The sequence below is a fragment of the Lysobacter sp. N42 genome (assembly GCF_004344885.1).
In genome coordinates this window covers 1-11,198 of record NZ_SKFB01000066.1, presented here as the reverse complement: position 1 = coordinate 11,198, position 11,198 = coordinate 1, and the positions used below count along the sequence as shown (strand labels likewise).

Sequence of the window (11,198 nt, the reverse complement as noted above, 5' to 3'; positions counted from 1 at the left end):
CGGCTGGCCGCGGCGCAGGCACGCGAGCGCGCCGCGCGCGCGGTGATCGCGTTGCAGGGCGCGGCCGGTGCGGACGCGCGCCGCATCATCGTCGAGGCGCCGGTGGCGGGCCGCGTGGTCAGGCGCCTCGCGGAAAGCGAGGCCACCGTCGTGGCGGGCCAGCCGCTGCTGGAGATCGGGGACCTGCGCGACCTGGAGGTCGTCGTCGACGTACTGACCGCCGATGCCGTGCGCATCGCGCCGGGAACGCGCGTGCAGCTGGCGAACTGGGGCGGCCCGCGCGCGCTGGAGGGTGTGGTGGCGCGCGTGGAGCCGGGCGCATTCGTCAAGGTGTCGGCGCTGGGCGTGGAGGAGCAACGGGTGCCGGTGGTCGTGCGGCTGGTCGGCGCGCCGCCGGTCGCACTCGGCGACGGCTACCGCGTGGATGCGCGATTCGTCGTCTGGCGAGGGGCCTCCGTGCCGTCGCTGCCGCTCGCGGCACTGTTCCGCGACGGCGGCCGCTGGGCGGTCTACGCCGTCGAGGGCGGCCGGGCGCGCCTGCGCCACGTGCGCGTCGGCCACGTCGGCGAGGACCGCGCCGAGATCCTCGACGGCCTGCGCGAGGGCGCGAGGGTCGTCGTCCATCCCGGGGACACCGTGCGCGAATGCCGCCGCGTGGCGGTCGCGCGCTGACCGGCCTGCGTCCGGCAGGACGCCGCCGCGCGCAAGGTCTCTCGGGACGCCCTGCCGCGAAACGCCGGTGCCGGTCCTCGCCGGCCATCCCGGTGCGTACGGAGCATCGGATGCTGCGTTCCACCCATGGGCGGGCCGCGGGCCGCGAAAGCCGCGCCCAGGAGCGGCAGTCGGGGGACAATGGCGCGCCGGGTGCATGCACACCGGCGGCGGCCGACCCGCGCCGGGCCGCGTGCAGCCCGCTCCGGTCGATGTCGTGCGGCGCATCATGTCGCACTCAGCAGCGGGCGGCTAACCTGAGTCCGACCTTCGTGCCGACGTCCCGATGAGCGCAGCGACCCTCGACCTGATCACCCTGCGACGCGGCTGTGCAAGCTGCACCCTCCAGCAGCTCTGCCTGCCGGCCGGCATCGGCCGCGAGGAACTGCAGATGCTGGAGGACATCGTCAAGCGCAAGCGGCCGGTGGAAGGCGGCGAGCGCCTGTTCCGGCAGGGCGACGCGCTGGATTCGGTGTTCGTGGCGCGCGATGGCGCGTTCAAAACGGTACTGGTGACGGAGGCCGGCGACGAGCAGGTCATCGGCTTCCACCTGCCGGGCGAGCTGATCGGGTTGGACGCGTTGGGCACCGGCGAGCACCGCGTGGAGGCCGTGGCGCTCACGCGCGCGAACGTCTGCGAGGTGCCGTTCTCCGAACTCTCCGACGTGGCATCGCGCATCCCCGGCCTGCAGCGGCAGCTGATGCGCGTCATCGGCCAGAGTCTGGGCCGCGACCAGGACCACCGCGAGATCCTCGTGCGCCGGCAGGCCAACGAGCGGATCGCGCTGTTCCTGCATGGCCTGTCCGAGCGCCTGCAGACGATCGGCGAGAACGGGCAGCTGATCCGCCTGCCGATGAGCCGCGAGGACATCGCGCGCTTTCTCGGCCTTGCGCTGGAGACGGTGAGCCGCGGATTCACCCGCCTGCAGGAGGACGGCGTGATCGCCGTGCACGGCCGTCGCGTGGAGATCCTCGACATGGCCGAGCTGCAGCGCCTGGCGCATGGTGCGGACAACGCGGGCGAGTCCCGCTCGCGCGCACGCGCCTGACGTCGCCCGGAGAGCCTCCCTGCCGGTTCGCGGCCCCGGCGGGCCGATCCGCCCGGGACGACGGCGCCGGCCCACCGCCGGCTTCAGTGCCGCGGAACGCAACCCAGCGCGACGAGCACGTCATGCAGCCCCGGCACGCCCATGAGCCAGGGCGCGGCCATGGTGAGCACCCCCGCCAGCGCGACGATGGCGCCCAGCACGCGGCGCGCGTTGCCGCGCAGCAGGCGTCGGCCCACGTGCATGCCCGACCACGTCAGCGGCAGCATCACCGGCAGCGTGCCGAGGCCGAAGGCGGCCATCGTCAATGCGCCGTTCTTCGCGCTGGCCTGCATCCAGGCGGCGGTGAGGAGCGCGGTGCTCATGCCGCAGGGCATCCAGCCCCAGAGCGCGCCGAGGGCCAGGCGCTTGCCGGAGGTGTTGGCGGGCAGCAGGCGGCGTTGGAGCGGCCGCAGCAGCGACCACAGGCCGCCCTGCAGGCTGGCGGCGCCCGTCCTGGTTTCCGGAAGCACCAGCCGCAGGCCGACCAGCAGCAGGACCAGTCCCGTCGCCACGCGCAGAGCAGTGGGCAGCCAGGGCAGGGAGGCGACGTCGACGATGGCGTGCCCGACGCCTCCCGCGATCGCACCGGCACCGGCATAGCCCAGCACGCGCCCGAGGTTGGGCTCGACCACGTAGCGCCAGCCCGCGTTCGGCGCCATCGCGGAAAAGCCGGTGGCGATGCCGCCGCACATCACCGCGCAGTGGCCGCTCCCCACCAGCCCGGTGAGCAGCGCGGCGCCGAGGGTGATCCAGTCAATCGGCATCGCGGGGCGGGCGCGGCGGATCGTCGCGCAGGATGTCGATGGCCGGGGTGTCCAGGTCCTCGAACTGGCCGCCCTTGACCGCGCGCCAGAAGGCCCAGATGGCCGCGACCAGCAGCACGAGGCTCAGCGGGATGAGCAGCAGCAGGATGTTCACGCGGGCCTCCGGGTCAGCCTGAGCGCGTTGAGCGTGACCGTGAGCGAGGAGATCGCCATGCCCAGCGCGGCCAGCCATGGTGGCACGTGCCCCATGACCGCCGCCGGAAGGGCGAGCACGTTGTAGCCCAGCGCCCAGGCGAGGTTTTGCCGGATCACGCGCCGCGTGCGGTGCGACAGCTCGACCGCCTGTGCCAGGCGCAGCAGCGAATGCGAGGCCAGCACGAGGTCGGCCGCGCGCTGGGCGAGCGCGGCGCCGGAGCCGATGGCGATGGAGACGTCGGCGCCGGCCAGCACCGGCGCGTCGTTGAGGCCGTCGCCCACCATCGCCACCACCCGCCCCTCGGCCTGCAGGGCGCGGGCGTAGGCCAGCTTGTCCTCGGGGGTCTGCCGGGCGCGCACGGCGTCGATGCCGAGCTCGGCCGCGGCGCGATCGACCCGGGACGGGGCGTCGCCGCTCGCCAGGTGCAGGCGCAGGCCCTGCGCGCGCAGGCGGTCCAGCGCTTCGCGGGCGTCGGGACGCAGGGCTTCGCGGATCGCGAAGCGCGCCACGGCACGCGTGCCGTCGCCCAGCCAGAGCGCGTCGTCGTCCTCGCGCGCGGCGGCGAAACCGGCGCGGCCCAGCCGCCACGGCACGCCCTCGACCTCGCCGGACAGGCCCTGGGCGGGGACCAGCTTCACGCCGGCCGCCACGGGGGCGTCGCGCACCTGCGCGAAGGCGGCCGCGAGCGGATGCGTGCTGCCCGATTCCAGCGCCGCGGCGATGCGCAAGGCGCGGCCGGGATCGAACCCGTCGAAGGCCTCGACCGCGCCCAGCGCGGGCCGGCCGTCGGTGAGCGTGCCGGTCTTGTCGAAGACCACGTCCGTCGCGCGCGCCAGGCGGTCGAGCGCGTCGGGCTTGGCCGCCAGCAGGCCGATGCGGGCGAGCGCACCGTGCACCGCGGCCAGCGCGGCGGGAATCGACAGCGAGAGCGCGCAGGGGCAGGAGATCGCCAGTACCGCCAGCGTCACTTCCAGCGCGCGCTCGGGCTGGTGCAGGCGCCAGGCGAAGTACGTGACGGCGGCCACCGCCAGCATCGCGACGACGAAAACGCCCGCGATGCGGTCGGCGGCCTGCGCCAGCCGCGGGCGATGCGCCTGGGCCTGCTCGACCAGCCGCGACAGCTCCGACAGCCGGGTGTCCGCGCCGATGCGGGTGATGCGCAGGCGCGCGGGCTGCTCGCGGCAGATCGTGCCGGCGTAGACCGCGTCGCCCGGCTGGCGTTCGACGGCCTCGGGCTCGCCGGTGAGCAGCGCCTCCTCGAAGCGCGCGGGCGCGTCGAGCAGCATGCCGTCGGCGGGTACCGGTTCACCGGCGGCCACGTGCGCGACGTCGCCCACGCGCAGCGCCGCGGCGGGCACGGTCTCGCGCGCGCCGTCCTCACGCTCGCGCGTGGCGAGCACCGGGCGGGCGCGGGCCAGGGCATCGACCTGCGCGTTCGCCGCGCGCCGCGCGCGTTCCTCCAGCGTGCGCGCCGCCAGCAGCAGGAAGACGAACATCACCGCGGCGTCGTACCAGACGTGCACGCCGCCGGCGACGGTCTCGTAGACGCTGGCGAAGTAGGCCAGCAGCGTCGACGTGCTGACCAGCACGTCCATGCCCAGGCGACGCAGCTTCAGCTCGCGCCAGGCGCCTTCGATGAAGGGCCAGCCCGCGTAGAACACCACCGGCGTGGAGACCAGGAAGGTGATCCAGCGCAGGAAGTCGCGCGTGGCGATGGGCATGCTGCCCTCGGTGTCGAGGTACAGCGCCTCGCCGAACATCATGGCCTGCATCGCGCCCAGGCTGGCGATGCCCAGGCGCAGCAGCGAGCGCCGGCGCTCGCGGCGGCGCGCCTGCTCGTCGGCGTCGCCGCCGGCGAGGTACGGCTTGTAGCCCAGCGAGGCCAGCCGCGCGAGCACGCGCGAGAGCGGCGCGGCCTGCGGATCCCACGCCACGCGGATGCGGCCGGTGACCGCGTTCGCGCCCACGTCCACCACGCCCGCCTCGCGCGCGAGCGCGCGGTCGATCAGCCAGGCGCAGGCGGCGCAGCGCATGCCGTCGGTGAGCACGGTGATCTCGCGGCCGCCGTCCACCTCGCGGGCATGGCCTTCCAGCACGTCCTCGCGGTCCCAGACCGAATAGTCGACGGCGTCGGTTCCGACCTTCGAGGCCGTGTCGCTGCGCAGGCGGTAGTAGTCGTCGAGGCCAGACTCGCGGATCCAGCGTGCGGCCGCGGCGCAGCCGTCGCAGCAGAAGGCGCGCATGGCGCCGTCGAGCTCGACCTGCGCGGGCCGCGCGGGCAGGGGCTCGCCGCAGTGGAAACAGCCGAGGGGGACGGTGGGGGAATCCATGGGCGGAGGTCGCCGCGAAGGCGCGTGCGCGCCGGATCGCGGTCAGGGCGCCTGCAGGGCTGGCTGCAGCGCCACCGCGTGCTGTCCCTTCGGCAGGCGGCCGAGCAGGCGCCAGCGCCCGTCGGCGGGCGCGAGCTCGACGTTCCAGTCGTGCGTGAGGTCGACGTCGGCGCCCGCGCGCCAGCCGAGCTCGGTAGGTGCCAGTTCGATGCGCCGGTCCTCCGCCTCGCGGGCGGGATGGCGCAGCGTGGCTACCAGCGGACGTGCGCGGTCGAAATCTCCCGCAACCGGCAGGGCCTCCACGACGCCGTCCTCCGCGCGAAGCAGCGCGCGCAGGCGCAGCGTGCGCGCCCGCTCGTCCGGGCCGAGGTCGGCCACCTGGATCTGCGCGGTGCGGCGCACCTTGTCCGGAATGGCGTCGTTGGGCTGGCGCACGGCGACGATCACCAGGCCGATGCCGGCGATGATGGAGGCGGCGGGAATGCCCCATACCAGCCAGAGCATGGGATTGCGCCAGCCGGCGCGCTTGCCCTGCGTCATTGCGGTCCGAAGAAGCTGCTGTCGACGGATTCACGCACGGAACCGTCGGCCGAGTCCACCACGAAGCGCATCGCGTGGCGGCCCTTCACGCTGGCCGGCGCGTGCACGGTGGCCGGCAGCGACAGCACCTGCTGCGGCGCGAGCTCCACCACCGGCTGCACGCCGCGCAGCGCGAGGCCCCTGGTGTCGGACTCGATGCGGATGCTGTAGCGCGCCGGGGCGTCGGTCTTGTTGACCAGCTTGAGCGTGTAGCTGTTCTCCGCGCCGTCCTCGACCACCCGGTACAGCGCGTTGCGGTCGCGCAGGGCCTCGACGATGAGCGGGTCGCGGTGGGTCACGCCCCAGGCCCAGGCCAAGCACAGGCCCAGCAGCAGGCTGCCGTACACGAGGATGCGCGGGCGCAGCACGCGGGTGGGCTTGCCGTCGATCGCGTTCTGCGTGGAGTAGCGGATCAGGCCCTTCGGATACCCCATCTTGCCCATGACGTCGTCGCAGGCGTCGATGCAGGCCCCGCAGGCGATGCACTCGTACTGCAGGCCGTTGCGGATGTCGATGCCGGTGGGGCAGACCTGTACGCAGATGGTGCAGTCGATGCAGTCGCCCAGCTGGTCGGGGGCGAACTTGGGCAGCGGCTCGGCCACCACGCCCGCGCCGGCGAAAGTGATCGTGCCTTGCGCGCCGGCGAGCGCCGCGGCGGCGGTGGGGTGCTGGGCGGCGCGGAAGACGTAGTCGTGCGCGGTGACCTTGTCCAGCAGGCCGCGGGCGCGCTCGAGCGCGCTGGCGAGGCCGCGCTTGCGCGGTCCGCGCGGCTCGCCGCGCATCGGGTCATAGGCGATGATCAGGGTGTTGCGGTCGAACATCGCGCTCTGGAAGCGCGCGTAGGGGCACATGTACTTGCAGACCTGCTCGCGCAGGAAGCCCGCGTTGCCCCAGGTGGCCAGGGCGTAGAACAGCACCCAGAACGTTTCCCAGCCGCCCCAGTCGAAGGGCACCAGGCGCGCGCCGAGGTCGGTGATGGGCGTGAAGAAGCCGACGAACGTGAAGCCCGTCCACAGCGCGAACACCGCCCACAGCGCGTGCTTGGCGCCCTTGCGCAGCACCTTCTCGCGCGTCCAGGGGCCGGCGTCGAGCTTCATGCGCTTGCCACGGTCGCCCTCGGTCCACTTCTCCATCCACAGGAAGACTTCCGTCCACACCGTCTGCGGGCAGGCGTAGCCGCACCACAGGCGCCCGGCCAGCGCGGTGAAGAAGAACAGTGCGAGCGCGGCGATGATCAGCAGCAGCGCCAGGAACAGGAAGTCCTGCGGCCAGAAGGTCAGGCCGAAGACGTGGAACTTGCGCGCGGGCAGGTCGAACAGCACCGCCTGGCGGCCATCCCAGCGAAGCCACGGGAACAGGTAGAACATGCCCAGCAGCCAGACCACCGCCGCCGTGCGCAGCGAGTTGAGCCGGCCGGCGACGGCACGCGGATAGACCTTCTTTTCGCTGACGTAGAGCGAGGGCGGCGCCTCGACGACTTCCAGCGGAATCTGACGGTTCATTGCGGTCCCGGGGGGAGCGGGCGGTTGAAGCGGCTTGCAGGCCGCAGCAGGATCCAGGTGAAGAGGCTGGAGGCCGCGGTGGCGGCCCAGAACATGAAAAAGCCCAGGCTGTAGCCGAGTTCACGGCTCAGCGGCAGCTGCGGGAACGTCATGTCCCGCAGCTGCAGGGGGTCGACGTGCGCGAAGAACACCATCGTGCACACGCCGGCCGCGAAGAAGCTCGGCCAGAGGATCGCGCCCACCCGCTGCGCCATCGGGCGCGGCGGGTGGTCGAACACGGGCTGCGGCTTCGACATCGCGGGCTCCTCAGCGGCCGGCGGTGGCGGCGGTGGAGGCCGCGCCGGGCTTGGCGGGGTTGGACAGCGACCAGACGTAGGCGGCGACCAGGCGGGCGCGCGTCTCGCCGAGCAGCTCGCGGTGCGCCGGCATCACGCCGTGGCGGCCCTTCTCGATGGTCTGGACGATCGACTCCTTGCTGTCGCCGTACATCCAGTAGTCGTCGGTCAGGTCCGGCGCGCCCATGGCGGGGTTGCCGGTGCCATCGGCGCTGTGGCAGGCCACGCAGACGCCGTCGTAGAGCTTCTTGCCCTGCGCGGCGAGGTAGTTGTTCTCCATCGCCTTCGCATCGCCCAGCGCCAGCACGTAGTTGGCCACGTAGTCGACCGCGTTCTCGCCGCCCATGCCGCGCAGCACCTTGCCCCACTCGGGCATCACGCCCTCGCGGCCGTCGAGCACCGTCTGCAGCACCTGGTCGGGCTCGCCGCCCCAGTGCCAGATGTCGTCGGTGAGGTCGGGGTAGCCGATCGCACCCTGCGCCGCCGAACCGTGGCAGGTGGCGCAGGTGTTGTTGAAGATCGAGCGGCCGAGCGATAGCGCGCGGTCGTTGCTCGCCAGCACCGAGATCGGCTGGCCGTCGAAGGGCGCGAACGTCTCCTTGAGGCGGGCGTCCTGCTTCGACTTTTCCGCCGCGTGCTCCTGCGCCGACGACCACTTGCCCATGCCGTCGATGCTGCCCAGGCCACCGTACCAGGCGATATAGGCGATCGAGAACACGATGGTGATGTAGAACAGGTTGATCCACCACCGCGGCAACGGCTTGTTGTACTCGGTGAGGTCATCGTCCCACACGTGGCTGGTGTCGGTCGGCGCGGGATCGCCCGGCCGGCGACGCGCCGTCCACCACAGGAGCCATACGCAGCCGGCGATGTTGAGTGCCACCAGCGCGATCACGAACCATGTCCATCCGGCGCTCATCGAGCGTCCTCCCCGTCTTCATTGAGTGGCAGCTTCGCTGCCGCATCGAGCTCCGCCTTGCGCGACGGACGCCACAGCCAGACCCAGCCGGCGATGAACAGCACCAGCAGGATCGCGGTCACGATTCCCGAGACCATGGCTCAGCCTCCGCGCGGCGCGTTCTTGCCGAGCGCCTGCAGGTAGGCGACCACGGCGTCCAGTTCGGTCTTGCCCTCGACGTCCTTGGCCGCGCTGTCGATCTCGGCCTGCGTGTACGGATCGCCCAGCGCCTTGAGCGCCTTCATGCTGCGCGTGACCTGCACGCCGTCCACCGGCGCGTCGGCCAGGTAGGGGAAGCCGGGCATGTTCGACTCGGGCACCACGTCGCGCGGGTTGATCAGGTGCACGCGGTGCCAGTCGTCCGAGTAGCGGCCGCCGACGCGCGCCAGGTCCGGCCCGGTGCGCTTGGAGCCCCACTGGAAGGGGCGGTCGTACACCGACTCGCCGGCCAGCGAGTAGTGGCCGTAGCGCTCGGTCTCGAAGCGCAGCGTGCGCACCATCTGCGAATGGCAGTTGTAGCAGCCCTCGCGGATGTAGACGTCGCGGCCGGCCAGCTGCAGCGCGGGGTAGGGCTTGACGCCCGGCAGCGGCTCGATGGCCTCGGCCTGGTTCATCAGCGGGACGATCTCGGCCAGGCCGCCGAAGGAGACGACCACCGCGATCAGCACGGCCATCAGGCCGACGTTCTTCTCGACTTTCTCGTGTGACTTGCTCATGTCGTGATCCTCAGGCGCGCGCGGCGGCGGGCAGCGGCTGCGCGGCGGCGGGCTTGCGCTCCGGGGACAGCGTCTTCAGCACGTTCCAGCCCATCAGCAGCATGCCGGCCACCACGAGCAGGCCGCCGCCCAGGCGCACCAGGTAGTACGGATAGGTGGCGTTGAGGGACTCGACGAAGCTGTAGGTCAGCGTGCCGTCGGCGTTCGTGGCGCGCCACATCAGGCCCTGCATCACGCCGGCGATCCACATCGAGGCGATGTAGAACACCACGCCGATGGTGTGCAGCCAGAAGTGGGTGTCGATGGCCTTGACCGAGTACATCTGGTCGCGGCCGACGAGCTTGGGCAGCAGCGCGTAGATCGAGCCCACCGAGATCATCGCCACCCAGCCCAGCGCGCCGGCGTGCACGTGGCCGATGGTCCAGTCGGTGTAGTGGGAGAGCGAGTTGACCGTCTTGATCGACATCATCGGCCCCTCGAACGTGCTCATCATGTAGAAGCTGAGCGAGACGATGAGGAACTTGAGGATCGGATCGGTGCGCAGCTTGTGCCACACGCCCGACAGCGTCATCACGCCGTTGATCGCGCCGCCCCACGAGGGCGCCAGCAGGATCAGCGAGAACACCATGCCCAGCGACTGCGCCCAGTCCGGCAGCGCGGTGTACTGCAGGTGGTGCGGGCCGGCCCACATGTAGACCGCGATCAGCGCCCAGAAGTGCACGATCGACAGGCGGTACGAGTAGACGGGGCGGCCTGCCTGCTTCGGCACGAAGTAGTACATCATCCCGAGGAAGCCGGCGGTCAGGAAGAAGCCCACGGCGTTGTGGCCGTACCACCACTGCACCATCGCGTCGACCGCGCCCGAGTAGATCGGGTACGACTTGAACGCGCCGGCCGGGATCGCCAGGTTGTTGACGATGTGCAGCAGCGCCACGGCGATGATGAAGCTGCCGTAGAACCAGTTGGCCACGTAGATGTGCTTGTTGGCGCGCTTCATGATCGTGCCGAAGAACAGCACGGCGTAGGCCACCCACACCACGGTGATCAGCAGGTCGATGGGCCACTCGAGCTCGGCGTACTCCTTGCCCTGTGTGAGGCCCAGCGGAAGCGTGATCGCGGCCGCGAGGATCACCGCCTGCCAGCCCCAGAACACGAACGAGGCCAGCTTGTCGGAGAGCAGGCGCACGCCGCAGGTGCGCTGCACCACGTGCAGGCTGGTGGCCATCAGCGCGGAGCCGCCGAAGGCGAAGATCACCGCGTTGGTGTGCAGCGGGCGCAGGCGCCCGTAGCTCAGCCAGGGAAGGTCGAAGCCGAGCGAGGGCCAGTACAGCTGGGCGGCGATGAACGCGCCGACCGCCATGCCGACGATGCCCCAGAGCACCGTCGCCACGGAGAACTGCAGGACCACGCGGTCGTTGTAGGTCGCCGCCGCGGGCTTGGCGACGGGCGCCGCGCGTGCGGTATCGGCGGCCGCGGCGACGGAGGTGTCGAGAACGGTCATGGGATGGACCTGAAGGGAGGGATTCTTTGCCACGCGTGCATTGTCGACATGGCCTTCACCACGGACTTGATCCGGATCAAGTCACGTCCCCTGCCTCGACGCCGAGCGGCAGGGGTATGGAAATCAAGGACATGCAACGCCCATCGGCCCTTCCGGCAAGCGGCTGCAGCGCCCTGCGGCCGGTCCAGGGGCGCTTGTCGGGGGCGGGGCCGCCGCCGGTTGGCGCGGGGTCCGGGACTGTTTCAGATCGCTTTGGAAAAGCGGGGCCGGGCGCCGGAGGCCTGTCCCAGGTAGGCGTCGAAGCACATGGCGAGGTTGCGCAGCAGCAGTCGCCCCTGCGGCGTGGCGACGATGCGGTCCTGCTCCCGCCTCACGAGACCATCGGCCTCCAGCGGCCGCAGGCGCTCAAGGCTCGCGCCGAAGTACTGGTCGAAGGCGATGTCGTACCGCCGTTCCAGCGCCCGCACGGGGATTTCGCCCTGGCACATGAGGGCCTGGATGAGGTCGGCGCGCAGCTGG

At 71.8% G+C, this 11,198-nt stretch carries 12 protein-coding genes and 1 pseudogene; 2 read left to right on the top strand and 11 right to left on the bottom strand.

Annotated elements, in window-relative coordinates; all coding sequences use genetic code 11:
- Together EYQ95_RS25050 and EYQ95_RS25045 are read left to right on the top strand one after the other, a co-directional pair.
- A partial coding sequence (locus EYQ95_RS25050) for an efflux RND transporter periplasmic adaptor subunit (RefSeq protein WP_132331748.1) occupies positions 1-672 on the top strand: 672 nt, incomplete at its 5' end.
- 325 nt (positions 673-997) lie between these two features.
- Positions 998-1,759 (top strand): helix-turn-helix domain-containing protein, encoded by a 762-nt coding sequence (locus tag EYQ95_RS25045; protein ID WP_132331746.1) that lies wholly within the window; start codon positions 998-1,000, stop codon positions 1,757-1,759.
- A gap of 83 nt (positions 1,760-1,842) precedes the next feature.
- Here EYQ95_RS25045 and EYQ95_RS25040 read toward each other — a convergent pair whose 3' ends face one another.
- From EYQ95_RS25040 to EYQ95_RS24990, 11 genes and pseudogenes are all read right to left on the bottom strand, one after another.
- Positions 1,843-2,562, bottom strand: a complete 720-nt coding sequence (locus EYQ95_RS25040) for a sulfite exporter TauE/SafE family protein (protein ID WP_132331744.1) — start codon at positions 2,560-2,562, stop codon at positions 1,843-1,845.
- On the bottom strand, positions 2,552-2,716 hold the full coding sequence (gene ccoS / locus EYQ95_RS25035) for a cbb3-type cytochrome oxidase assembly protein CcoS (protein WP_132331742.1): 165 nt from the start codon (positions 2,714-2,716) through the stop codon (positions 2,552-2,554). The genes EYQ95_RS25040 and ccoS overlap by 11 nt, the downstream gene beginning before the upstream one ends.
- Complete coding sequence (locus EYQ95_RS25030) at positions 2,713-5,088, bottom strand: heavy metal translocating P-type ATPase (RefSeq protein WP_132331740.1); 2,376 nt, start codon at positions 5,086-5,088, stop codon at positions 2,713-2,715. The genes ccoS and EYQ95_RS25030 overlap by 4 nt, the downstream gene beginning before the upstream one ends.
- Positions 5,089-5,130: 42 nt before the next feature.
- A complete protein-coding gene (locus EYQ95_RS25025) occupies positions 5,131-5,628 on the bottom strand; it encodes a FixH family protein (RefSeq protein WP_132331738.1) in 498 nt (165 codons plus the stop codon).
- Positions 5,625-7,169 (bottom strand): 4Fe-4S dicluster domain-containing protein, encoded by a 1,545-nt coding sequence (locus EYQ95_RS25020; protein ID WP_132331736.1) that lies wholly within the window; start codon positions 7,167-7,169, stop codon positions 5,625-5,627. The genes EYQ95_RS25025 and EYQ95_RS25020 overlap by 4 nt, the downstream gene beginning before the upstream one ends.
- On the bottom strand, positions 7,166-7,465 hold the full coding sequence (locus EYQ95_RS25015; RefSeq protein ID WP_132331734.1) for a hypothetical protein: 300 nt from the start codon (positions 7,463-7,465) through the stop codon (positions 7,166-7,168). Before EYQ95_RS25015 ends, EYQ95_RS25020 begins: the two co-directional genes overlap by 4 nt.
- 10 nt (positions 7,466-7,475) lie before the next feature.
- Complete coding sequence (ccoP, locus tag EYQ95_RS25010; RefSeq protein ID WP_132331732.1) at positions 7,476-8,423, bottom strand: cytochrome-c oxidase, cbb3-type subunit III; 948 nt, start codon at positions 8,421-8,423, stop codon at positions 7,476-7,478.
- Entirely contained in the window at positions 8,420-8,560 is a 141-nt protein-coding gene (locus tag EYQ95_RS25005) for a cbb3-type cytochrome c oxidase subunit 3 (RefSeq protein WP_132331730.1), read from the bottom strand. The genes ccoP and EYQ95_RS25005 overlap by 4 nt, the downstream gene beginning before the upstream one ends.
- A 3-nt stretch (positions 8,561-8,563) precedes the next feature.
- The gene (ccoO, locus tag EYQ95_RS25000) at positions 8,564-9,178 is read right to left on the bottom strand and encodes a cytochrome-c oxidase, cbb3-type subunit II (RefSeq protein ID WP_132331728.1); all 615 of its coding nucleotides are present in this window, start codon (positions 9,176-9,178) and stop codon (positions 8,564-8,566) included.
- 10 nt (positions 9,179-9,188) lie between these two features.
- Positions 9,189-10,679: a cytochrome-c oxidase, cbb3-type subunit I gene (gene ccoN / locus EYQ95_RS24995; protein WP_132331726.1), complete on the bottom strand. Its 1,491-nt coding sequence runs from the start codon at positions 10,677-10,679 to the stop codon at positions 9,189-9,191.
- Between the two features lie 242 nt (positions 10,680-10,921).
- Positions 10,922-11,198, bottom strand: a pseudogene (locus EYQ95_RS24990) (coproporphyrinogen III oxidase); the annotation flags it as partial.

Bases quoted from the DNA above. Each gene is read 5' to 3' on its own strand.
- EYQ95_RS25025 (WP_132331738.1), bottom strand. From the start codon at position 5,628: ATGACGCAGGGCAAGCGCGCCGGCTGGCGCAATCCCATGCTCTGGCTG.
- ccoP (WP_132331732.1), bottom strand. From the start codon at position 8,423: ATGAGCGCCGGATGGACATGGTTCGTGATCGCGCTGGTGGCACTCAAC.
- EYQ95_RS25015 (WP_132331734.1), bottom strand. From the start codon at position 7,465: ATGTCGAAGCCGCAGCCCGTGTTCGACCACCCGCCGCGCCCGATGGCG.
- EYQ95_RS25020 (WP_132331736.1), bottom strand. From the start codon at position 7,169: ATGAACCGTCAGATTCCGCTGGAAGTCGTCGAGGCGCCGCCCTCGCTC.
- ccoO (WP_132331728.1), bottom strand. From the start codon at position 9,178: ATGAGCAAGTCACACGAGAAAGTCGAGAAGAACGTCGGCCTGATGGCC.
- EYQ95_RS25040 (WP_132331744.1), bottom strand. From the start codon at position 2,562: ATGCCGATTGACTGGATCACCCTCGGCGCCGCGCTGCTCACCGGGCTG.
- EYQ95_RS25030 (WP_132331740.1), bottom strand. From the start codon at position 5,088: ATGGATTCCCCCACCGTCCCCCTCGGCTGTTTCCACTGCGGCGAGCCC.
- EYQ95_RS25005 (WP_132331730.1), bottom strand. From the start codon at position 8,560: ATGGTCTCGGGAATCGTGACCGCGATCCTGCTGGTGCTGTTCATCGCC.
- ccoN (WP_132331726.1), bottom strand. From the start codon at position 10,679: ATGACCGTTCTCGACACCTCCGTCGCCGCGGCCGCCGATACCGCACGC.
- EYQ95_RS25045 (WP_132331746.1), top strand. From the start codon at position 998: ATGAGCGCAGCGACCCTCGACCTGATCACCCTGCGACGCGGCTGTGCA.